The sequence below is a fragment of the Enterococcus sp. DIV0294 genome, from assembly GCF_050558155.1.
Classification (GTDB): domain Bacteria; phylum Bacillota; class Bacilli; order Lactobacillales; family Enterococcaceae; genus Enterococcus; species Enterococcus faecalis.
In genome coordinates this window covers 1771979-1794372 of record NZ_CP187889.1, presented here as the reverse complement: position 1 = coordinate 1794372, position 22394 = coordinate 1771979, and the positions used below count along the sequence as shown (strand labels likewise).

Genomic DNA, 22394 nt, shown 5'->3' with positions numbered 1-22394 from the left:
TTAAGGGTCTGCCCTAGTAATTACTTTGCTAATGCTCAGACCCTTTCTTTTATGGAGAAACTGAGGTGAGGCCGAATGAAAAAACCAATCATTACTTTTAATAATTTTTCCTTTCAATATCATAGCCAATCTGAACCGACATTAAAGGGGATTCAATTAACCATCTATGAAGGAGAAAAGGTTTTAATCGTTGGGCCTAGTGGTAGTGGTAAATCAACATTGGCGCAATGTATCAACGGGTTAATTCCCAATATTTATGAAGGTGAGATTCAAGGAACAGCTACGGTTGCTGGTAAAAATATCCAAGAAACAAGTCTATTTGATTTGTCTTTTGATGTAGGAACTGTTTTGCAAGATACCGATGGGCAGTTTATCGGTTTAACGGTTGCTGAGGATATTGCTTTTGCTTTAGAAAACGATGCAGTTGAACAAGCAGAAATGAAAAAAGCGGTCCACAAATGGTCCGAGATTGTTGAGCTGAATCAGTTATTGCAACACCGTCCACAAGATTTGTCAGGTGGTCAAAAACAACGTGTATCTATGGCGGGCGTTCTAATTAACCAATCAAAAATTTTACTTTTTGATGAACCTTTGGCTAATCTTGACCCACGAGCGGGACAAGAAACAATGACTTTGATTGAGACCATTCAACAAGAAACAAAAGCGACCGTTTTAATAATAGAACATCGCTTAGAGGACGTTCTTTGCGAATCAGTTGATCGAATTATTGTCATGAATGAGGGCGCAATTATTTCTGATACAACACCAGATGAATTGTTACGTCAAGATACGTTGACCCAACAAGGGATTCGTGAACCTTTGTACGTTACAGCCATGAAATATGCTGGGATTGATTTAACAAAAGTTAGTCATTTAGACAAATTAGCCGAAGTATCAGGCGAAACGGTTTTGCCTAAAATGACACAGTGGTCTGTCCAACCTAGTTCAGTTAGTGCGGTCAAAGGAGCTGAACTATTACGTTTGGAACAAGTGTCCTATCAATATGATCGTCACGGTGAAAAAGTGTTAGATGACTTCTCAGTAACTATTCATCATGGAGAAATGATCAGCATTGTAGGAAAAAATGGTGCCGGGAAGTCTACACTTTCTAAAATAATTTGCGGGTTCATCACGCCTCAATCGGGCAAGATTTTATGGGAAGGACAGGATTTTTCCAATTATTCAATCAAAGAACGTGCAGATAAAATTGGTTATGTGATGCAAAATCCCAATCAAATGATTTCTAAAAAAATGATTTTTGAAGAAGTAGCTTTAGGATTAGTTTTACGAGATGTGCCACAAGCAGAAATTGAGGAACGTGTGACGAATATTTTACATATTTGTGGGCTGTATCCCTTCCGGAACTGGCCGATTTCTGCGTTGAGTTTTGGGCAGAAAAAACGGGTAACTATTGCATCAATCTTAGTTTTAGAACCTGAATTATTAATTTTAGATGAACCAACAGCTGGACAAGATTTTAAACATTATACAGAAATGATGACATTTTTAGAAGAATTGAACCGCTTAGGTGTGACTATTTTAATGATCACTCACGATATGCACTTAATGTTGGAATATACAACACGTGCGTTAGTAGTTTGTGATGGACGTTTACTAGCAGATGCGACTCCAGTTGCTGTTTTAACAGATGAAAAATTAATTCAAGCAGCTTCTTTAAAAGAAACGAGCTTGTTTACCTTTGCTAAAGCGTTAGGCTTGGAAAATCCCTTGCTATTTACGGAAAAATTTGTTGCTTACGATCGTGAGGTGCGTTTTGGATGAGTGAACGACAAATGTTAGGCTATCATCCTGATTCAACCTGGATTCATCGCTTAAACGGCACAAGCAAATTAGTCTTTTTAATCGTTGTCTCTGTGGCTTGTATGACCACGTATGATACTCGTTATCTGTTAGGAATGTCTGTGGTTTCGCTTGTTTTGTTAAAATTATCAAATATTAAATGGCATCAAATATCTTTTGTTATTAAATTTATTGCTATTTTTTCTTTGTTAAATATCTTAACGGTTTACCTTTTTGCACCTGAATATGGGGTTGATTTATATCAATCACGTACCGTGATTTGGGAAGGAATCGGACGGTTTACTTTGACACAAGAAGAATTATTTTATGAATTTAATTTAGTTTTAAAATATTTCTGTACGATTCCGTTGGCATTAATCTTTTTATTAACAACAAATCCTAGTGAATTTGCCTCCAGCCTGAATCGAATTGGTGTGAGTTATCGGATTAGTTATGCAGTAGCGCTGGCTATTCGTTATATTCCCGATATCCAAGAAGATTTTTTTAATATTTCTTTAGCACAACAAGCGCGAGGCTATGAGATGTCTAAAAAGGGACGGTTAGGCCAACGAATCAAAGGCGTAGCACAAATCGTTTTACCCTTAATCCTATCTAGTTTAGATCGAATTGAAACTGTGAGTACCGCTATGGAATTAAGGCGTTTTGGTCAAAAGAAAAATCGAACGTGGTATGCGCAACAACCTTTTCATCTGCGTGATTTTTCGGTAATGATACTTGCCTTATGCTTATTAGGAATCAGTTTCTGGTTGTTCCATGTGAATGGTGGCCGGTTTTATAATCCATTCCAATAAATAACAAATTGATAAGGTTCTATAAATAGAACGGATATTTTTTTATTATTAAGAATCTAGTACTTTCTCTTACTATGAGTGTACTAGATTCTTTTTTTACAACTTTAAAGAACTAGACCAATTTTCGTTTTTTTAGATTTTTGTTGACAAGTACCTGCTTTTAATTGTATGATTGTTTATGTTTCTACGGAATATATTTACAAAGGAGGTATATAGACCAATATAGGATAGCGCCAGACCTGAACGTTCAGGTGACGAGGAGAGAGCTTATCGAAGATTCGGCGGGTGGCTCTAGGGACTGCACTCTACAGATAACAAAGAAAAACTAATTGTGAAGTTAGAACAAAGCGGTTATCACGCAGGTAGAAACATATAATGGGATTTGCTAGTTAAACAGGACCTAGTAAATACAGAATTTCAATTGGAAAGTAGGAATTAGCATTATGTGTGGAATTGTCGGAATGATTGGAAAAGAAAATGTCACGGAAAGTTTGATTCAAGGATTAACAAAATTGGAATATAGAGGTTATGATTCTGCTGGGATTTGTGTGAATGATCAAAGCCAACAGCCCCATGTAGTTAAGGCAGTTGGGGGCATTGCCGATTTAGCAGCAAAATTAACGCCAGAAATCGATGGAACAGTTGGTATTGGTCATACTCGTTGGGCTACTCATGGCGAACCAACTGTCGCCAATGCACATCCCCATGTTTCAAGCGATCAACGCTTTGCATTAGTGCATAATGGTGTCATTGAAAACTTTGAAGAATTAAAAGAACAATTTTTAAGTGGTGCTCACTTAATTGGTGATACAGATACTGAAATCGTCGTTCAATTAATTGCTCATTTTGCTGAAAATGGTTTTTCAACAAAAGATGCTTTTAAAGCGGCTTTAGCCGAAATTAAAGGTTCATACGCTTTTGCATTAATGGATAAAATGGACCCCAATACTATCTACGTAGCGAAAAATAAAAGCCCGTTACTTATCGGTCTAGGTGAAGGCTTTAATGTTATTTGTAGTGACGCGATGGCGATGATTAAAGAAACCAATCAATTTGTTGAGATTGTTGATGGTGAAATTGTAACTGTTACAGCGGACAAAGTAGTAATCGAAACGCCAGAAGGACAAGTAATCAACCGAGAACCTTTTGAAGCGCAATTAGATTTAAATGACATTGAAAAAGGAACATATCCGTTTTATATGCTCAAAGAAATTGATGAACAACCTGCAGTGATGCGTAAAATTGTTCAAGCGTATACTCAAGGTGAAAAAGTGACTTTAGATGAGGCGTTACTTGAAAAAATTAATCAATGTGACCGAATTTACATTATTGCTTGTGGGACAAGTTATAATGCAGGTTGGGTCGGAAAATCTTTAATTGAAACGATTGCCAGTATTCCTGTGGAAGTTCATTTATCAAGCGAATTTGGCTACAACATGCCTATTTTATCTGAAAAACCGTTCTTCATTTTCTTAAGTCAAAGTGGTGAAACGGCAGATAGTCGCCAAGTACTGGTACAGGTTAATGAATTAGGGCATCCATCACTTACATTAACAAATGTTGCTGGCTCAACATTATCACGTGAAGCGGACGATACCTTGTTATTACACGCAGGACCAGAAATTGCTGTCGCTTCCACCAAAGCTTATACTGCTCAAATCGCTATCTTAGCTATTTTAGCAAAAGCAATTGGCGAAGAACGCCAAACATTAGCAGCCGTCTCATTTGATGTGGCTCACGAATTGAGCGTGGTAGCAGCTGTCATGGAAACCTTGATTGATGAAAAACAACAAATGAAAGCCTTGGTGGAAGATTATCTGACGTATACTCGAAATGCCTTCTATATCGGGCGAGGAGTCGACTATTATGTGTCGATGGAAGCGGCCTTGAAGTTGAAAGAAATTTCCTACATTCAAGCAGAAGGCTTTGCGGCAGGTGAATTGAAGCATGGAACGATTGCCTTAATTGAAGAAGGAACACCTGTGATTGGGATTGTGACAGATGCCAAAGTCGCAGCCCATACAAGAGGCAATTTAAAGGAAGTCGAAAGTCGTGGAGCAAGAAATATTGTGATTGCCTTGGAATCCTTGGCAAAACCACAGGACCAACTGATTATTCCAGATGTTCATCCGTTACTTTCTGCCTTAGTTAGCATTGTTCCAGGCCAATTATTAGCGTACTATGCAACCTTACAAAGAGGCTACGATGTTGATAAACCAAGGAACTTAGCCAAAAGTGTAACTGTTGAGTAAATCAAGAACCTGAGAGAAAGATGTTCAACGGGTTTTCATGAGTTTTAATATCTGAGACAAAAATCACTTTAGATTTTTGTCTCAGATATTTTTTATAAAAGAAAGATATTTAGTCAAAAATGAAAGATTCCAAAGAAATTCTTTTTTTCCGTTGAAAACTGTTTGCATTTTAGCAAAATTAGATATAATTAATAAGAACCGAAAAATAAGAATTAGCCAGTGAGGTAACTTTGTTTGAAAGAAAGCAAAAAGTAGGTTAAGCTGAAAAGTGCTAATTTATTTAACAAAAAAAGATTGTGAGTTGTTTGATATGGATCAGTTTAGTACATTAACTGAACAAGAATTTACTACCTTTGCAATGACACATCCTGCAGGTAACTTTTTAGAAACACCCGAAATGAAACATTTATTGGAACGACGTGGCTGGCATTGTGAATACGTTGGCGTCAAACGAGAAGGCCAACTAATTGCTGCGTGTATCCTAAGCAAGAAAAAAGTCAAAATTGGTTATGCTTTCGACATTGACGGCGGAATTTTGATGGATTATACAGATAAAAAATGTGTAGAAGCCTTTTTCACAGGCTTAAAAAAATATGTGAAAAAAAATGATGGCCTTTATTTAACCTTTACTCCCAATAAACAAATTTGTTTACGTGATTTTAATGGCGGTGAAGTTGAAAAGGTCAATCAAGAAACATTTGACTATTTCACATCAATTGGTTTTGAACACCAAGGGTTTGATGTGCACAATTTTGATGGCGCGCCACGTTGGCTGTTTGTCAAAGATATGGCTGGATTAACAGAAGAAGAGCTCTGGAAATCTTATGGAAAAGATGCTAAATATGACATCAAGAAAACATGGGAATATGGAGTAACAACCCGAGAACTTCGTTACGAAGAGCTACCTCTCTTTAAGAAATTAACGGAAGAAACAAGTGCACGACGTAATTTTGAAGATAAGGATTTAGCTTATTACCAAGCTGTTTATGAAGAGTTTGGCGAACGAGCGAAATTTATGGTGGCGGAACTAAACTTTGCTACTTATTTAGAAAATCTTCATGAGAAATTACGCAAATTACAAGAGACGCTCAACGAAGTCAATGAAGCGTTAATTGCCAATCCTAAAAGCCGTAAAAAAAATAACCAGAAACGTGAATTTGAAGATGAAGTTCGTACCGTGCGCAAACGGATTGACGAAGCTAAAGAAATGAAAACATCAGATGAACCTGAAATTTTAGCGGGCGCCTTATTCATTGTTCATCCACAAGAAGTTGTTTACTTGTTTAGTGGTACGTATGAAAAATATAAACAATACTATGCACCGTATTTAATTCAACATAAAATGTTAACTTACACAGTAGAAAATAACATTCCCAAATATAATTTTTATGGCGTTGACGGTGTCTTTGATGGAAGTGATGGGGTTCTTAAATTCAAACAATCCTTTGGCGGTCATGTCGAAGAATTAATGGGCAATTTCCAATGGAAAGCCAAACCAATGAAATATGCCTTATACCACGCATTAAAAACAATTAAAGAAAAAGTCTAAAATTAAAACCTAATCCTTAAAAAGGAATGGACAAAGTGAGGCGTTTAAATGGAAAATCAAGTCGAGGTTATGACGTATGCACAGTTAAAAGAAATTATGCAGGCGTTAGAAGCAAACGAAGCGATTACAGAAGATACAAAAGTCTTTATTGATACAGGCTGGGATAGCGTGCAAGAAGTAGCCCCAGATGCGGTCAGTATTGAAAAAGTTGCTAAATTTACAGTAGCAGATGTTTTAACAAACGAAAGTTTTGCTGGGTATAGTTTAGAAGAAAAGGCGGAGAAGATGAACGCTGAGGGCGACCTAGAAACGGCAATTATTATTCGTAATCTTTACTAAAAAAGTCCGTTTGAATAGTTAAAATCGAGGTCGGGACAGAACCGTTTAGCTCCGAGCAACGCGTAGTGTTGGTTCTGTTCCCGCCGGTTATCAGGTTTTGAGCCTGGAGCAAAAATCCAAAGTGATTTTTGTCCCAGGCTCATCTGCTTTAAATAAGAAATAAAGGAGGTTAGATATGAGTACCATTCATGAATTTCCAAAAAACTATGAACGTTTTATTGCACAAGGAGAAGAAGCACTTGTAGAACATAATCAGATCGCCGCTTTAGAAAATTTTCAACAAGCCTATCAGCTACAACAAACGCCGCCAGTAAACCAAAAAATTGTCCAATTATTGTTGGAAATGGGTGAAGCTGACGAAGCACTAGCATTGGCAGAAGCGTTCCAAGAGACTTATTTTGAGAACCTTGAAACAGCGGCAATTTATATGCAAATTTATAGTCAAAGTCGTCGCTTTATTGAAGGGTATATTTTATTGAAGCAATTACTTCAAACTAAAAAAATAACGCTAGCACAACAAAAAACGTTAGAACAGCAATTAATGCAAGTGGAAGAGGCGTATCAACAATTAGAAACGCAGCAAATTCAAGCAATTAAAAGGAACTTGTTAGTAAGCGATCAATTGCCCGTTTATCAACAATTAGCGAACATTAAAACCAGTTTATATTTGCCTAAACCAGTATTTGTGGAAGTCGCAAAAGATTTAGTTATGAACCAAGCACTTAGTTATTTTGCTCGGGAATGGTTCATTGAAGAATTAGCACTGTTGCAATTTTCAGAACCACTGACCTTTCTTTGGTATGACAATCAGCCTCAGACAGTCTTACTAGAAGGAAAAACTGGACCGTTAAATACGCCAATCTATTCCGAAATTTATACTGAACTTAGGAATCGCTTAGAAAATGATGATCCAATTATGCTGCAGCATTTGGAAGAAGAAATTCGATTGCATCTTACCTATTTGTATCCATTAGCAGAGACGGTTATTTCAGATCCAACTATCTGGGTCTTGGGTTATTTGGCAACCTACTATCCTGAATATATTGAAAAAGAATTGACTGAAGCAAAAGGCCATCAAATCGCTGCTGTTCAAAAAGTTCAACAGGCGATACGAACGGCTTTTACACAAATAATGCTTTAAAAAATGGCACGTCCTAAAAACGAGGACGTGCCATTTTTTCGGTTTCAGAAATTTGCTGAATCTGCTCTAATTGCTTTTCTTGACTGATTATTGCGGATAATAGAAAAAAGCAAGACAGAAATAAGTAAAAAGAATTCCTTGAATCAAGCAAATCACAACGAACAATGGCGTTGCTCCTGGAAAAGAATCAGAAATCCGTGTAATTAAAAATTCAACTAACCACAAAATCATTGAAAATAAAAATAATTTTTTCTGACGAGTTCTCATAGTCCGCAACAACCTTTCTGGTGATTTTCACTTCTCTATCATAACATAGAAAACGAGCTGTTTTTTCTCAAAAATTTTGTTACTTCATAAGAAAAATGGGAAATAAACAAGTTTCAGGAAGTACTAGCTTTACCTGGAAAGAATACTTAATCCATCTTAATCAAACCATACAGTCACGTTTATTGCAAAAGAAGTGTTTTTGGATGGAACAAATTATTTCATAAACACAAATATTTCTTTGTTGTTTGTATAAATGTCATAAAAGTGATTACTTACTACTTTTTGATTTTTAGACATATCCGTATCTTTCAGTGGTGCCATCTCTACTCCTAAATTCGATGAAGTATTGAACCAAACGTAATTAGGGAAATATAGACCGTCATTTGGTGGCACAATTTTTGAAAGAATTGGGTAGTTTCGACTTGTATTAGCATAAACAGTTGAATTTTTGAAAAACGTATTTAAATAAACTTTTTTTCGTTCGTTTGTTACAACATTTTTTAAATCATCTGTTAAAACAGCTGCTTGGCGATTGAATGCTTCTTTTTGATAGTTTAATGTGGAAGAATACACCAAAACAAACGATAAAATATAATAAGATAACAAGCTGGCCACAAGTAACGAAGTTAGATAAATTGCTTTCACTTGTCGATTGTTAAATAAACTTAACATGCTGATTGTAACAAAAACAGCAAATCCGTAAATATAGCGAGGCGCATCACCTGCGATATTCCTTGAATAGACAATAAAAATACCAAAACTTAAGAGAGAAGCAAGTCCTAAATACAAGATACAATAAAGGAAACTTAAGCATAAGTTGATTTTGCTATTTGATAGATGACTAATAAAAAATAAAACAAGCAGTAGGAGCAGTAATAAAAGCCATAAACGATTACTCTGGTTCAATAGCTCTGAAAAATAATGGTAACTATTTTGATAAGCCACACTGGGAATATCGTGCAAACTTGGTAAGGCCTGACTGCCCCCAATGTTGTTTGTTGCGGAAGGTACAAATTTTAACTCGATAAGGTAGCTGACTATAGAAAGTAGATAAGCGATAGCAGCAAGTGCGACTTTTTTACAAAGAGCAATGAAATTTTCTCCAGCAAGTAACTGCTTGAAAGTAAGGAATAAGACGATAACTATATAAATTCCTGACGAGGCTTGGTAAGTATTAAACATAACAAACAGTGAAAAGGCAGAAACCAAGAAAAACGTAAAAGAATTACGCTGCCACCAATAAAAAGGAAGAAACGAACAAAAAATACTCAATGCCATATAGGGACTATCAAACCTGAAACTAAGACATTGGAGGAACCAAGGATTGAGGCCAATTAAAGTAGCTACTAAAGAGGAACCCCAGCTAATTTTTTGGTCATTGATGATATAAATTGCCAGTATGCTTGTGAGAGATAAGATAAGACCTGTTAGAATCGGTGTGGTCAAGCCCAGATCTGTCAAATGACGACTTCCTTGAACAAACCATGAGAGAAATTCACTGCCCCAACGTGCGTAAGTCGTACCAAAATCTGTCATTCCAGCGACTTGGCGAGCATTATCATCTAAGTAAGGGAAATTGATAATGCCGATGGATAAAACTGCCACTTGATAAATTAAAATGATCAATAGAAGATAGGCTTTATTTTCAATACACCAATTCTTTAAATCAAATTTTTTTGATTCTGTAGGTAATTGTTTCATCATTGTACTCCACTCCAATAATTATTTAACAATTAAAATATACCATAACGAGTGGAATGAAGAAATTGCTTTTGTTATTTTCTCATCTTGACAGAACACTAAGTGTAGGCAAAACAAAAAATCCCAACTCTTTATTAAAGAGTTGGGATTTTACCAAAAAGCCACCTGCCGGGCTTGAACCGGCGACCCCCACCTTACCATGGTGGTGCTCTACCAACTGAGCTAAGGCGGCACTTTCAAAGGCTAAACTAACTCGAGGATTGCAACGAAGTGAAACCCATAGAGTTCATTTTCAAAGGCTACACTGCGACGAGTAATCGTCAAAGTTCCTTTTGAAAAATCGTACAAATCTCGTGCACAAGAAATAGAATAACGTATAGACGAAAGTTTGTCAATTGCTCTTTCGTAAAAAAAGAAAAATGATTTTTTTCTAAGAAAAACTGTTGACAATCTCTTTTTTCTCTAGTAAAGTGTAAATCAACATCACAGATAACTATTCATTCGTTGAAGAGAAGAGTAAATTTTGATGACCTTCAAAAGAGAGTCCTGATTGGTGAAAAGGGACAAGGTTCAGAAAAGTTGAAGATGGCCTCTGAGAATAAATTGCTGATAAGTAAGCAATTTCGGCTAAGCACCCGTTACCATGTGCACCAAGTTAATAAAGACTTGGATAAGAGATGAGATATAAAGAATCAGTTATATTTCGAAAAAAGGTGGTACCGCGAATCATTCGCCCTTTACTAGCAAAACGCTAGTGAAGGGCTTTTTGCTGTGAATCACTACGACTGGCGCGAAGCGACAGAGTAGATGCTGTCTGCGGTTACTCGACGCAGGATGGCCTTTGTAAGTGATGAACAGTACAAGCTGTTCGAAGAGAACATTAACTCTAGTCTGTTTGATTTTGAAAATAAACGAAAATCAGTTTAAAATGAATAGAAATAAAAAAGCAGTGATATAGTAAGTACAAGACTTGATTTGTCTAACAGAGAGCCTAGGTAGCTGAGAATAGGTGACAAAGACGTTTTGGAAAATGGCTATTGAGCAAGCGCTCCGAGTGTTAAACACAAGGCGGCGACGGGGGCTCCCGTTATCGAGCTAGGGTATCGAACATGTTGTTCCGTACTTGAAAAGGGAATTTGTGTGAGCAAATTCTGAACATGAGGTGGTAACACGCAAAAAAGCGTCCTCAACGATACAACTTGAGTTGTGTCGTTGAGGATGCTTTTTTCTTTTTTATGAAAAAATGCAGGTTGGTAAGAATGAAGGGGGATAAAGAATGATTGAACTAAAAAATATCAGTGTGACATTTCAACAAAAAAAACAAGAAATTCAGGCTGTCCAAGATGTTTCTTTGACAATTGATAAAGGGGATATCTACGGAATTGTTGGTTATTCCGGTGCTGGAAAAAGTACGCTAGTACGGGTAATTAATTTATTGCAACGACCAACAGCGGGCACCGTTATTATTAACAAAGAAAATATTTTAACTTTTTCTAAAAAGGAATTACGACAACAACGAAAAAAGATTGGAATGATTTTTCAACATTTTAATTTGATGAAAGAGCGGACCATATTTAGTAATATCGATTTTTCATTAAAATATTCTGGGCTAAGTAAAACTGAGCGGCGTCAAAAAATCAGCCATTTATTAGAGCTAGTTGGACTAAGTGAAAAACGGGACGCGTACCCTAGTCAACTATCAGGAGGGCAAAAACAGCGAGTTGCGATTGCCCGCGCTTTAGCAAATGATCCTGAAATTTTACTTTGTGATGAAGCGACGAGTGCGTTAGATCCAAAAACAACGGGACAGATTTTAGCCTTGTTAAAAAAGTTAAATCAAGAACTGAACTTGACGATTGTCTTAATCACCCATGAAATGCAAGTGGTTAAAGAAATTTGTAATAAAGTCGCGGTGATGGAAAATGGCTGCGTTGTCGAATCAAACGATATTGTTTCGATTTTTAGTCAACCCCAACAACCTTTAACCAAAGATTTTATTCGGACAGCAACTCATATTGACCAAGCATTAACCACGATTCTTGAACATCCTAAATTAGCTGATTTAGATAAAAATCAAGAATTAATTGAATTTTCTTATGTGGGAGATCAAACGAACGAGCCATTAATTGCACAATTGTATAGCCAATATCAGGTATATACAAATATCCTTTATGGCAATGTCGAAATTGTTCAAAACGTTCCTATTGGCCATTTAATTGTGGTGCTTTCTGGTGATGAGGCCCAGCGTCAACAAGCCCTTACTTATTTAGCGAAACAAGGCGTGCGAACCAATGTTTTGAAAACCTATCAGCAAACGAAGCAAAAGCAGAATTTACAGGTGATTTAAAAAAGGAGTGAACTGAGAATGTATCAATTATTTGAGAAATATTTTCCGAATGTCGTTCAATTAAAACAAGAGTTTCTTCAAAGTACATGGGAAACATTATACATGGTTTTTTGGACAGCCTTAATTGCTGGTGTGTTAGGAGTCTTGTTGGGTGTCGTGCTTGTTAGTACTGGCCCCAGTGGTGTTTTGAAAAATCCACCCCTGTACAGTGTCTTAGAAAAAATTATTAATGTTTGCCGCTCTATTCCTTTCATTATTATGCTCGCACTGATTCAACCATTAACACGAATTTTGGCAGGAACGACAATTGGTACAACCGCAGCGTTAGTCCCATTAGTTATTGGCGTAATCCCGTTCTTCGCGCGCCAAATTGAAAATGCGTTATTAGAAGTGGATCCTGGCGTTATTGAAGCGGCAGAAGCCATGGGGACGAGTCCCTTAGGGATTATTTTTCGGGTTTATCTAATTGAAGGGTTACCAAGTATTATTCGTGTTTCAGCGGTGACAATTATTAATTTGATTGGATTAACAGCCATGGCAGGAGCGATTGGAGCCGGTGGTCTGGGCAACTTAGCGATTACTCGAGGATACAATCGGTTTCAAACCGATGTGACATTTATGGCCACGTTAATTATTTTAATTATGGTATTTATCAGTCAAGCCATTAGTAATCAATTAATCAAAAAAACATCACATTAGAAAAAAGGAGAAATGACAAATGAAAAAATTTAGTAAATTAATTGGACTTATTGGGGTATTAGCTTTTACGATTGCAGGTTGTGCATCGGGGTCTGCGAAGGATACTAAGACAGAAACCGTTAAACTAGGGGTTGTAGGAACAAAAAATGATGAATGGGAATCGGTCAAAGACCGTTTGAAAAAGAAAAATATTGATCTACAATTGGTAGAATTTACAGACTATACGCAACCAAATGCAGCATTAGCAGAAAAAGAAATTGATTTAAATGCCTTTCAGCATCAAATCTTTTTAGACAATTACAATAAAGAACATGGGACGAAATTAGTATCAATTGGCAATACAGTCAATGCACCATTGGGGATTTACGCTAATAAATTGAAAGATATCACGAAAATTAAAGACGGCGGAGAAATTGCTATTCCTAATGACCCAACGAATGGCGGGCGGGCATTAATTTTATTACAAACTGCAGGACTGATAAAAGTAGATCCTGCGAAACAGCAACTACCGACTGTCAGTGATATTACTGAAAATAAACGCCAATTGAAAATAACTGAATTAGATGCTACGCAAACAGCGCGCGCTTTACAAGATGTCGATGCTTCAGTGATTAATAGCGGCATGGCTGTCGATGCTGGGTATACACCAGATAAAGATGCTATTTTCTTAGAACCTGTAAACGAAAAAGCGAAACCTTATGTGAACATTGTCGTGGCCCGAGAAGAAGATCAAGAGAATAAACTTTATCAAAAAGTTGTAGAAGAATATCAACAAGAACAAACGAAAAAGGTCATTGCAGAAACATCAAAAGGCGCCAATGTTCCAGCCTGGGAAACATTTGGTAAAAAATAAAGGAGGCATTTATAATGAGTACAACAACGATTCAAACAATCCAAGAAGCTATTGCTACAGAAAAGGAATGGATAATCCATTTAAGACGTCATTTTCATCAATATCCTGAAGCAAGTTTAAAAGAATATGAAACGATTAAGAGAATTAAAGAAGAACTACTAGCCTTAGCTATTCCTTTTGTAGAAGTAGGGGAAACGGGTGTTTTAGCAACCATTGAAGGAGGTCTTGGCGCTGGCAAAACGATTTTGTTACGTGCAGATATTGATGCGTTGGAATTACCAGATGCAACAGGCGCTGCCTATGCTTCTAAAAATCCAGGACTCAATCATGCTTGTGGACACGATGGTCATGCTGCAGCATTGCTAGGTGCAGCTAAAGTGCTCAAAAAACATCAGGATACCTTTTCAGGAACGGTTAAACTGGCCTTCCAGCCAGCTGAAGAAATTGGTGCAGGCGCTCGACAATTTGTGGAAGGAAATTATTTAGAAGCAATCGACCAAGTGTTTGGGATTCATTTAGATTCCAGTGTGCCAGTCGGGAAATTAGTCGCTACCAAAGGCGCCACCAACGCCTCTTGTGATATTTTTAAAATTGAAGTCAGTGGTCAAAGTAGTCACGTCGCCCAACCACAGAATGGCCGAGATGCTGTTTTAGCAGCGGCCAGTATCGTTGTGGAATTACAAAAAATTGTAGCTCGCGAGATTGATCCTTTAGATTCTGTCGTAGTAGGAATTGGCGTTTTACAAGCAGGAACACGCTATAATATTGTAGCAAACCATGCAACCATTGAAGGTACTGTTCGAACATTTAGTCAGGAAACGCGCCAATTTGTTTTACAACGAGTCGAAGAAATTGCCCATGAAATTGCCCAGTCTCATCGCACAGAAATTGCTGATTTTTCTGTTTATGCGGCAGCGAATCCATTAATTAATGAAGAACAAGCAACCAACCGTGCACAGCAGGTAGCCAGTGAAATTGTTGGTTTTGAAAATGTTGTGACCGATCATCCTAAAAGTTTAGGGGCGGATGATTTTGCTGATTACTTAGCGGTAATTCCTGGTATCTATGGACGGGTCGGTTCACGAAACCCTGAAAATCCTGCTACTCATTTTGGACACCATCATGAACAATTTGATATTGATGAACGTGCCTTACTTTTAGCAGCAGAGTACCACGTACGCTATGCATTAAATTATTTATCAGAATAATAGGGATAGGGAGCCGACAAAATGATGGTTTGTGGGCTCCTTTCGTTATAAACCAACGTGGCTTGCTTTCTTGTCATTCTATGGTAGAATACAAGCATAAGAAAGGTGATTCACATGTTTTTTGTTTTAACTGATAAATTAACAAGAAAAGTAGCTCCCGATAGTTTAAGAACAGATGAAGCACTGTTGTGGAGCCGAGCAATTAATTTCTTCATCGCTTGATAGGACATTTTTTGACTAGAAAAGCTAGTCTTATTTGAGTGTACGTACAAGCGGTTGTCGGGATTTCTGTCAGGATGGACGACGTGCAGACGTGGTTCTTTTTTTGTTGTCCCAAAATAATCAGTTAACAAGAAAGAAGTGACGAAAATGAGTATTTTAACTATTGAACATTTAACGCATCGATTTGGCGAAAAGGTTTTGTATGAAGAGGCTTCATTGCAAGTGAATAAAGGGGATCATTTAGGCTTAACTGGCCAAAATGGTGTCGGCAAATCCACCTTAATTAAAATTTTAACGGGGGAAGTATTGCCAGACGAAGGAACGATTCAGTGGCAAAAAAATTGCAAGATTGGGTACTTGGATCAGCACGTTTCTGTAGAACAATCACTAACGATGGTTGATTTTTTGAAACAAGCCTTTCAAGAACTTTTTGATAAAGAAGCGAAACTGACAAAACTTTATGAAGAATACAGTCAAACGGCTTCGGAAAAACTTTTAGAACAAGCAGGCAAGTTACAAACAGATTTAGATGAAAGTAATTTTTACCAAATCGACACGATTATTCAGGATTTAGCCAATGGGTTAGGACTACAAGCAATTGGTTTGGATAAAAAGTTAGGGGAGCTAAGCGGTGGTCAACGTTCAAAAGTGATTTTAGCAAAATTATTGTTAGAGGCCCCTGATGTGTTACTTTTAGATGAACCCACCAACTATTTAGATGATACACATATTCAATGGCTTGTTCGCTATCTGAATAATTTTGAAGGAAGCTTTCTATTAGTCTCCCATGATTATCAATTTTTAAATGAAGTGACGAATTGCATCGCAGACATTGAGTTTGGCAAGTTAACCAAATATACTGGAAATGTAGAAAAATCTTTTGCACAAAAAGAGCAGAATAAACAAACCTATTTGAAACAGTATCAGGCCCAACAAGAAAAAATTGAAAAAATGGAAGCCTATATTCGTAAATACAAAGCTGGAAATCGAGCAACGATGGCTAAAAGTCGACAAAAACAATTGGACCGGTTGGAACGATTGACTCCGCCAGGTTCCTTGACTAAGCCAGCGATTGAATTTCCTTATCAAGGGTTAGTTGCAACGCAAGCACTAACGACCCAGAAGTTAGTTGTCGGCTATCGGGAACCTTTGTTAGAACCGTTAGATTTAATGGTTCATGTCGGTGAAAAAGTCGCATTGAAAGGCTTTAATGGGATTGGCAAATCAACATTAATTAAAACGTTGACGAAAGTGATTTCTTCATTAGATGGAGAATTTCATTATCCGCTGAATACCAAAATTGCTTATTTTACCCAAGACTTGGCGTGGCCTAATGAGCAGTTAACGCCGCTAGACTATTTATCAGATCGTTTTCCAGATACAACGATTAAAGAGCGAAGAAGTCATTTGGCTAGAGCAGGTTTACCAGATAAGTTAGCAATGCAGTCACTAGCCCTGTTAAGTGGTGGTGAGCAAACAAAAGTAAAACTAGCGGAACTAATGATGCAAACTAGTAATTTGTTATTTTTAGATGAGCCAACCAATCATATTGATGAAGCGGCCAAAAAAAGTTTACAAGAAGCAATTCACGTTTACCCAGGAACGGTTTTTCTGGTTTCCCATGAAGCAGATTTTTATGAAGAAATTGTGGATCGAGTAATTGATATTGAGGAATTAGTTAAATAAAGAAGAAAGAACCAAGTTGAGGGGGAGTCAACTTGGTTCTTTCTTCTTTATTATTTATTTACTCATTAAGCCATCATGGATTTTTGTTAAATTCCAGTTCATCATGCTGTAGTACGTATCGCCTTCTGTTCCTTCTTTGGCAAGAGAGTCTGTGAAAAGTGTATCGTAAATTGGTCGTTTCACTTCTTTTGAGACCCGTTCCATACTACGTTTATCGACACTGGTTTCAACAAATAACACAGGTGCTTTTGATTTCTTAATGGTATCAATAATCGTGGTCATTTGTTCAGGTGTTCCTTGACTTTCTGTGTTAATTTCCCAAATATAAGCGGCATTTAAATCATAAGCTTTGGAGAAATATTTAAAGGCACCTTCACTTGTAACTAATAATTTTTTATCATCAGGAATATCAGCAAATTTAGCTTTGGCTTCCTCATGTAGTTTGCTAAGTTTTTCGGTATAATTTTTCGCGTTTTCTGTATAGAAATCTTTATTTTTTGGATCTTTTTCTACTAACACGTCACGAATGTTTTCTACATATTTAATGCCATTTTCAATGTCTAACCAAGCATGTGGATCTTCTGTTTGTTCTTGACCGGCACTTGTTAAATATTGTGGCGTAACATTTTTGCTTGTAGAAAAGTAATCTTTATTCTCAACTTTTTTGGCCGTTTTCATTAATTTGTTAAACCAGCCATTTCCGCCTGTTTCTAAGTTCAAGCCGTTAAAGAATAAAATGTCCGCTTCAGAAGCTTTCGCAATGTCTTCTGGTAACGGTTCATATTCGTGAGGGTCTGTCCCAATTGGCACAATACTATGCAGCTCAATTTTGTCTTGTCCAACATTTTTCACTAAATCAGATAGGATCGAGTTCGTTGTCACAATTGCTAATTTTTCTTTCTTTTCAGCGGCTTGATTCCCGCAAGCAGCTAACGTTAACCCTGCTAAAAGTGTTAAAAAAAATAAACTAAATTTTTTCATTCGTTGATTCCTCCATTTCTTTCTGACGGTTTACAAATACTAGGCCTTTCTTTGGTGAGAAAAAGAAAGCCAATAAAAAGAATAAGGCGGCGGTTAAAACAATCGTCGCACCAGAAGCTAAGTTATAAGAATAACTAAAGAATAGGCCAATCACTGAACTTAAAATCCCAAAAGTAGAGGCTAAGCCAATCATTGTCGGTAAGTGATTTGTTAATAGATAAGCTGTTGCCGCTGGTGTAATCAGCATGGCAATGACTAAAATAGTTCCGACGGTTTGCAAAGAAGAAACAGCGACTAATGTTAGTAAAAACATCAATGCATAGTGGAAAAATTGAATATTTAAACCATAAGCCTGAGCCATTGTGGGATCAAAAGAAGTGAGTTGCAACTCTTTATAAAACAATGCCACAAAAATCAAAACAATCACGCCGACGACACAAGTAATTAAAATATCGGTATCTGCGACCGCTAATACATTTCCAAACAGAATATGATATAAATCGGTGGAACTTTTTGCAAAAGAGATAAAAATAATCCCTAAAGCAAAAAAAGAACTAAAGACAACACCAATGGCAGTATCATTTTTTAGTGGACTTTTTTGGGTAATAAAGCCGATCGATAATGCAGCTAGTAAGCCAAAAATAGAAGCGCCAAAAATATAATTGAAACCAAACATATAAGAAACAGCGACCCCTGGTAAAACGGCATGGGAAATCGCATCACCCATCAAAGACATCCCACGTAAAATAATGAATGAACCAATTACCCCTGAAATGAGTCCGACAATTACAGACGTCAAAAGGGCATTTTGTAAAAATTGATAACGGAATAAACCATCAATAAATGCAGCAATCATTTTGCAACCCCCTGTATTAATAAATCACCTAACAAATCACCGTATGCTTCTTGGAGCGTTTCTGCAGTAAACGTTTGTTCAACAGGACCCGCAGCAATTAGCCGGTTTTTCAAAACGATTAATTCATCAAAATAGTGGGACACTTTGTGCAAATCATGGTGAACAATGATAATCATTTTACCTTGATTTTTTAATGATTTGAGAATATCCATAATCACTTTTTCACTAGACATATCAATGCCGACGAAAGGTTCATCTAAAAAAATCACCTCAGCACCTTGGGCCAAAACACGGGCGATAAACACACGTTGTAATTGGCCACCAGAAAGTTCGCCAATCTGGCGTTGCGCATAGTCTTCTAATTGCACCATTTTTAATGCAGCCATGGCTGCTTGCTTTTCTTTCTTTCCTGGGCGTTTTAATAGTCCCAAGTTTGGATAGGTTCCTAGCAAGACCGTTTCAAAAACGCTAATGGGGAAACTAAGATCCAAGGCGCTACGTTGTTCTACATAGGCAATGGTTGTTTTTTGTTGGTCAATCGCTTGATTATTTAACAAAACATCACGTTCCTTTGTTTTAATCAAGCCTAATAACCCTTTAATAAATGTTGACTTTCCAGCACCATTTGGTCCGATAATTCCAGTAATTTTACCGGAGGGAATAGTAACGTGGATATTATTTAAAGCGGTCCGTCCTTGATATTGAACGGTTAACGCTTGAACAGCTAAGTTAAAGCTTTTTCTCATGAAATTCCTCCTTTTTAGGTTTGCCTTAAAATCAGTATAAGGGATAGTTTAAGAAAATGCAAATAATTTTTAGGCGCACCTAAATACAAGCGCTTTTTTCACAAAGAAAACCGTTTCTTTCAATAAATTAAGGAGGATCCCATGATTTTTATGACAAAAAATGGTAGAATATGAATGAAAACGACTATTATTTTATATTGACGGAGGATATCATGACCGAAAACTATCAAGATGACACCTTACGCATCTTCAGTTTAAATGCAAATCGACCACTTGCTGAAAAAATCGCAGCATCAGTAGGAACAGAATTAGGAAAAAGCACCGTGCGCCAATTTAGTGATGGCGAAATTCAAATTAATATTGAAGAAAGTATTCGTGGCGATCATGTCTACATCATCCAAGCAACGAATGCCCCTGTAAATGATCATTTGATGGAATTGCTTATTTTAATTGATGCATTAAAACGTGCTAGCGCAAAAACAATTAATGTTATTTTGCCTTACTATGGTTATGCTCGCCAAGACCGCACAGCGAAACCAAGAGAACCCATTACTGCGAAATTAGTTGCTAATATGTTGGTAGAGGCAGGCGCAACACGTTTGTTGACATTAGACTTGCATACTGTTCAAGTCCAAGGATTTTTTGATATCCCAGTAGATAATTTATTTACAATGCCTTTGTTTGCTCATTATTATCGTCAACAAGCATTAGTAGGGGAAGAAATTGTGATTGTTTCGCCTAAAAACAGTGGCGTTCAACGCGCACGTAGTTTATCGGAGTACTTAGATGCGACCTTAGCAATTGTCGACCATGAAGAGATCGATGGGGTGCGCCAAGAAGGTTACGTTATTGGGAATGTCGCTGGGAAAAAATGTATTCTTGTTGATGACATTTTGAATACTGGTCAAACGTTAGCCACAGCGGCGGAAGTTTTAATGAAAAATGGTGCGCAAGAAGTGTATGCTTGCGCCTCGCATGGTTTGTTATCAGAAGGCGCAAAAGCAACCTTAGAAAATGCGCCAATTAAGGAAATTAGTATTACTGACTCTGTTTATACGACAGCAGACCGCCAACCAGCAACCTTGAATATTATTTCTTGCGCTGAGTTAATGGGGGAAGCGTTACTTCGTATCCATGAAAATAAACCAATGAGTCCATTATTCCGTTTAGAACCAATAGGAGAATAAGTGATTCCTTAAACTAGAAATAGGTCTAACAACTTTAATAGTGTTGGGCCTATTTTTCTTATCTCTTTTATAAATAGAAGAGAAAGTATTCTGATTTTGTGTTTTAAGCTTTTTATGCTAGAATAACGCCAGAACATAAGGAAAGGGACGAGTCATTTGGAACCCATTTATTTAGATCATGCGGCAACAACACCGCTTCATCCAACGGTCATTCAAGCGATGACTGAAAATATGCAAACGACTTTTGGCAATCCATCAAGTATTCATCAGTTTGGACGAAAGGCACACGGTCTTCTGGAAGAAGTGCGTCAAACGATTGCCGAGAGCTTACAAGCCAAACCCCACGAAATTATTTTTAATAGTGGTGGCACAGAAGGGGATAACACAGCCATCTTGGCAGTTGCTTTTTCTCGTCAAAAGGAAGGAAAACATATTATTACTACGGCAATTGAACATCCCGCTGTGTTACGAACGATGGAATACTTAGAAACGTTAGGCTTTGAAGTGACTTACTTGCCTGTGAATGAAAATGGTCAGATTTCAATGGATCAATTCAAAAAGTCTTTACGCGAAGAAACGATCTTGGTTTCAATGATGTATGGCAATAATGAAATTGGAAATCGATTACCAATTGCTGAAGTTGGTGCAATTCTTAAAAATCATTCGGCGATTTTTCATACAGATGCCGTCCAAGCTTATGGAAGTGAAGTCATTTTACCTCATGAATTAGGGATCGACTTATTAAGTATTTCCGCTCATAAAATCAATGGTCCAAAAGGCGTAGGTTTTTTATTTAAAAGCGATGCAATCCAATTACCACCTCTTTTACATGGTGGGGAACAAGAAGAAAAACGACGTGCGGGCACGGAAAACTTAGCTGGAATTATTGGCATGGGTACTGCCGTTTCATTACTAACTTCTGCAGAAAAGCAAGCAAGAAAAACAGCCTATCAAAGTTTTCAAACGATTATTTTAAAAGCGTTAGAAGAAGCCAATATTGATTTTTCAATTAATGGTGAACCAACGAATCGTTTAGCGCATGTCTTAAATCTTCATTTAAAAGGAATTCCTAGTGATTTGCTCTTAATGCATTTGGACTTAAGAGGTATTGCGATTTCAACTGGCTCGGCTTGTACAGCGGGAACTGTGGATCCTTCGCACGTGTTGACAGCGATGTATGGAGAAAATTCCTCGGCTATTAAAGAATCAATCAGGATTAGTTTTGGCTACGGGAACACACCAGAAGAAATTGCGACTTTTTCTAAAGTACTAGTTGCAGTGATTCAACAATTGAAAAAATAATCTGATTGCGGCAGCTACAGGTTTTCGCTATAATGAAGATAACAATGAAAATAACGAGGTGGAACCCATGGCATTTACAACAACGGCTGCTGTTGAAGGCTCAACAGTTTTTTACAAAGTACATCCTAGTGCAAAACGCTATACATTAAAAGATAACGGCTTTACTGAAACAAAATCAGGGAACTTTCAATTGATTCGTTCCTTAGATCCAACGCCTCAGAGAAATGAAGGCTTCAAATTGAAAATTACGATCACTGCTGATCTAAAAGAGTTGAAAATGTCCATTACAACGGCAAATGGTTTAAAACCAATGAATATTTTCAAGAATGAACAACATGAAATGAGTAAAGAAAAATACTTTTTCTTAATGGATGGCTTAATTAGCCGTGGTGTATTAGAGAAAGTAGAATAATTTAGAGAAACCTGAAGAAACAAGTGAAAGTAGC

General features: G+C 37.1%; 19 protein-coding genes, 1 tRNA gene and 2 other annotated features. Of the genes, 14 read left to right on the top strand and 6 right to left on the bottom strand.

Going from position 1 to position 22394, the window contains the following annotated elements; all coding sequences use genetic code 11:
- The first annotated feature begins 75 nt into the window (after positions 1–75).
- From IGJ20_RS08840 to IGJ20_RS08815, 6 genes are all read left to right on the top strand, one after another.
- Complete coding sequence (locus tag IGJ20_RS08840) at positions 76–1782, top strand: ABC transporter ATP-binding protein (protein WP_202522600.1); 1707 nt, start codon at positions 76–78, stop codon at positions 1780–1782.
- Positions 1779–2612, top strand: a complete 834-nt coding sequence (locus tag IGJ20_RS08835; RefSeq protein WP_002356939.1) for an energy-coupling factor transporter transmembrane component T family protein — start codon at positions 1779–1781, stop codon at positions 2610–2612. Before IGJ20_RS08840 ends, IGJ20_RS08835 begins: the two co-directional genes overlap by 4 nt.
- A gap of 443 nt (positions 2613–3055) precedes the next feature.
- Positions 3056–4864 (top strand): glutamine--fructose-6-phosphate transaminase (isomerizing), encoded by a 1809-nt coding sequence (gene glmS, locus IGJ20_RS08830; protein WP_033594288.1) that lies wholly within the window; start codon positions 3056–3058, stop codon positions 4862–4864.
- Between the two features lie 310 nt (positions 4865–5174).
- The gene (locus tag IGJ20_RS08825; RefSeq protein WP_002362084.1) at positions 5175–6413 is read left to right on the top strand and encodes an aminoacyltransferase; all 1239 of its coding nucleotides are present in this window, start codon (positions 5175–5177) and stop codon (positions 6411–6413) included.
- 48 nt (positions 6414–6461) lie between these two features.
- The gene (locus tag IGJ20_RS08820; protein ID WP_002359936.1) at positions 6462–6752 is read left to right on the top strand and encodes a hypothetical protein; all 291 of its coding nucleotides are present in this window, start codon (positions 6462–6464) and stop codon (positions 6750–6752) included.
- 175 nt (positions 6753–6927) lie between these two features.
- Positions 6928–7893 carry a hypothetical protein gene (locus IGJ20_RS08815; RefSeq protein WP_202522599.1) on the top strand — a complete coding sequence of 322 codons (966 nt, stop codon included), beginning with the start codon at positions 6928–6930 and terminating at the stop codon, positions 7891–7893.
- Positions 7894–7980: 87 nt separating this feature from the next.
- Here the strand turns inward: IGJ20_RS08815 and IGJ20_RS08810 are convergent, their stop codons facing one another.
- The 3 genes from IGJ20_RS08810 to IGJ20_RS08800 form a co-directional block, all read right to left on the bottom strand.
- Positions 7981–8160: a hypothetical protein gene (locus IGJ20_RS08810; protein WP_002383739.1), complete on the bottom strand. Its 180-nt coding sequence runs from the start codon at positions 8158–8160 to the stop codon at positions 7981–7983.
- Between the two features lie 213 nt (positions 8161–8373).
- A complete protein-coding gene (locus IGJ20_RS08805; RefSeq protein WP_202522598.1) occupies positions 8374–9864 on the bottom strand; it encodes a glucosyltransferase domain-containing protein in 1491 nt (496 codons plus the stop codon).
- A gap of 156 nt (positions 9865–10020) precedes the next feature.
- Positions 10021–10093 (bottom strand) — tRNA-Thr (locus tag IGJ20_RS08800).
- Between the two features lie 263 nt (positions 10094–10356).
- Positions 10357–10602 (top strand) — a binding site (T-box leader).
- A 199-nt stretch (positions 10603–10801) separates the two neighbouring features.
- Positions 10802–11052: a binding site (T-box leader), on the top strand.
- Positions 11053–11137: 85 nt separating this feature from the next.
- Here IGJ20_RS08800 and IGJ20_RS08795 point away from each other — a divergent pair.
- The 5 genes from IGJ20_RS08795 to IGJ20_RS08775 all read left to right on the top strand — a co-directional run bounded on the left by IGJ20_RS08795 (position 11138) and on the right by IGJ20_RS08775 (position 16876).
- Positions 11138–12208: a methionine ABC transporter ATP-binding protein gene (locus tag IGJ20_RS08795; RefSeq protein ID WP_010777802.1), complete on the top strand. Its 1071-nt coding sequence runs from the start codon at positions 11138–11140 to the stop codon at positions 12206–12208.
- An 18-nt stretch (positions 12209–12226) separates the two neighbouring features.
- Entirely contained in the window at positions 12227–12907 is a 681-nt protein-coding gene (locus IGJ20_RS08790) for a methionine ABC transporter permease (RefSeq protein ID WP_002359998.1), read from the top strand.
- A gap of 19 nt (positions 12908–12926) precedes the next feature.
- Positions 12927–13760, top strand: coding sequence for a MetQ/NlpA family ABC transporter substrate-binding protein (locus tag IGJ20_RS08785; RefSeq protein WP_202522597.1), 834 nt, complete (start codon positions 12927–12929; stop codon positions 13758–13760).
- A 14-nt stretch (positions 13761–13774) separates the two neighbouring features.
- Positions 13775–14968, top strand: a complete 1194-nt coding sequence (locus tag IGJ20_RS08780; protein WP_010816628.1) for an amidohydrolase — start codon at positions 13775–13777, stop codon at positions 14966–14968.
- A 369-nt stretch (positions 14969–15337) separates the two neighbouring features.
- Entirely contained in the window at positions 15338–16876 is a 1539-nt protein-coding gene (locus IGJ20_RS08775; protein WP_033594293.1) for an ABC-F family ATP-binding cassette domain-containing protein, read from the top strand.
- 54 nt (positions 16877–16930) lie between these two features.
- Here IGJ20_RS08775 and IGJ20_RS08770 read toward each other — a convergent pair whose 3' ends face one another.
- Genes IGJ20_RS08770 through IGJ20_RS08760 form a run of 3 tightly spaced genes read right to left on the bottom strand, consistent with a single transcriptional unit; the run spans position 16931 to position 19459 of the window.
- On the bottom strand, positions 16931–17857 hold the full coding sequence (locus IGJ20_RS08770; RefSeq protein WP_002356954.1) for a metal ABC transporter substrate-binding protein: 927 nt from the start codon (positions 17855–17857) through the stop codon (positions 16931–16933).
- Positions 17844–18713, bottom strand: a complete 870-nt coding sequence (locus tag IGJ20_RS08765; RefSeq protein ID WP_002377030.1) for a metal ABC transporter permease — start codon at positions 18711–18713, stop codon at positions 17844–17846. The genes IGJ20_RS08770 and IGJ20_RS08765 overlap by 14 nt, the downstream gene beginning before the upstream one ends.
- A complete protein-coding gene (locus tag IGJ20_RS08760) occupies positions 18710–19459 on the bottom strand; it encodes a metal ABC transporter ATP-binding protein (RefSeq protein WP_002360005.1) in 750 nt (249 codons plus the stop codon). The genes IGJ20_RS08765 and IGJ20_RS08760 overlap by 4 nt, the downstream gene beginning before the upstream one ends.
- Before the next feature lie 212 nt (positions 19460–19671).
- Between IGJ20_RS08760 and IGJ20_RS08755 the strand changes: the two genes are divergently transcribed.
- From IGJ20_RS08755 to IGJ20_RS08745, 3 genes are all read left to right on the top strand, one after another.
- Positions 19672–20646 (top strand): ribose-phosphate diphosphokinase, encoded by a 975-nt coding sequence (locus tag IGJ20_RS08755; protein ID WP_202522596.1) that lies wholly within the window; start codon positions 19672–19674, stop codon positions 20644–20646.
- A 156-nt stretch (positions 20647–20802) separates the two neighbouring features.
- Positions 20803–21948: a cysteine desulfurase family protein gene (locus IGJ20_RS08750; RefSeq protein WP_033594295.1), complete on the top strand. Its 1146-nt coding sequence runs from the start codon at positions 20803–20805 to the stop codon at positions 21946–21948.
- 67 nt (positions 21949–22015) lie between these two features.
- Complete coding sequence (locus tag IGJ20_RS08745) at positions 22016–22360, top strand: DUF1831 domain-containing protein (RefSeq protein WP_002356959.1); 345 nt, start codon at positions 22016–22018, stop codon at positions 22358–22360.
- Positions 22361–22394: the final 34 nt, after the last annotated feature.

What these genes read in the sequence shown, in the direction of transcription:
- IGJ20_RS08840 (WP_202522600.1), top strand. Translation starts at nt 76, where the DNA reads ATGAAAAAACCAATCATTACTTTTAATAATTTTTCCTTTCAATATCAT.
- IGJ20_RS08835 (WP_002356939.1), top strand. Translation starts at nt 1,779, where the DNA reads ATGAGTGAACGACAAATGTTAGGCTATCATCCTGATTCAACCTGGATT.
- glmS (WP_033594288.1), top strand. Translation starts at nt 3,056, where the DNA reads ATGTGTGGAATTGTCGGAATGATTGGAAAAGAAAATGTCACGGAAAGT.
- IGJ20_RS08825 (WP_002362084.1), top strand. Translation starts at nt 5,175, where the DNA reads ATGGATCAGTTTAGTACATTAACTGAACAAGAATTTACTACCTTTGCA.
- IGJ20_RS08820 (WP_002359936.1), top strand. Translation starts at nt 6,462, where the DNA reads ATGGAAAATCAAGTCGAGGTTATGACGTATGCACAGTTAAAAGAAATT.
- IGJ20_RS08815 (WP_202522599.1), top strand. Translation starts at nt 6,928, where the DNA reads ATGAGTACCATTCATGAATTTCCAAAAAACTATGAACGTTTTATTGCA.
- IGJ20_RS08810 (WP_002383739.1), bottom strand. Translation starts at nt 8,160, where the DNA reads ATGAGAACTCGTCAGAAAAAATTATTTTTATTTTCAATGATTTTGTGG.
- IGJ20_RS08805 (WP_202522598.1), bottom strand. Translation starts at nt 9,864, where the DNA reads ATGATGAAACAATTACCTACAGAATCAAAAAAATTTGATTTAAAGAAT.
- IGJ20_RS08795 (WP_010777802.1), top strand. Translation starts at nt 11,138, where the DNA reads ATGATTGAACTAAAAAATATCAGTGTGACATTTCAACAAAAAAAACAA.
- IGJ20_RS08790 (WP_002359998.1), top strand. Translation starts at nt 12,227, where the DNA reads ATGTATCAATTATTTGAGAAATATTTTCCGAATGTCGTTCAATTAAAA.
- IGJ20_RS08785 (WP_202522597.1), top strand. Translation starts at nt 12,927, where the DNA reads ATGAAAAAATTTAGTAAATTAATTGGACTTATTGGGGTATTAGCTTTT.
- IGJ20_RS08780 (WP_010816628.1), top strand. Translation starts at nt 13,775, where the DNA reads ATGAGTACAACAACGATTCAAACAATCCAAGAAGCTATTGCTACAGAA.
- IGJ20_RS08775 (WP_033594293.1), top strand. Translation starts at nt 15,338, where the DNA reads ATGAGTATTTTAACTATTGAACATTTAACGCATCGATTTGGCGAAAAG.
- IGJ20_RS08770 (WP_002356954.1), bottom strand. Translation starts at nt 17,857, where the DNA reads ATGAAAAAATTTAGTTTATTTTTTTTAACACTTTTAGCAGGGTTAACG.
- IGJ20_RS08765 (WP_002377030.1), bottom strand. Translation starts at nt 18,713, where the DNA reads ATGATTGCTGCATTTATTGATGGTTTATTCCGTTATCAATTTTTACAA.
- IGJ20_RS08760 (WP_002360005.1), bottom strand. Translation starts at nt 19,459, where the DNA reads ATGAGAAAAAGCTTTAACTTAGCTGTTCAAGCGTTAACCGTTCAATAT.
- IGJ20_RS08755 (WP_202522596.1), top strand. Translation starts at nt 19,672, where the DNA reads ATGACCGAAAACTATCAAGATGACACCTTACGCATCTTCAGTTTAAAT.
- IGJ20_RS08745 (WP_002356959.1), top strand. Translation starts at nt 22,016, where the DNA reads ATGGCATTTACAACAACGGCTGCTGTTGAAGGCTCAACAGTTTTTTAC.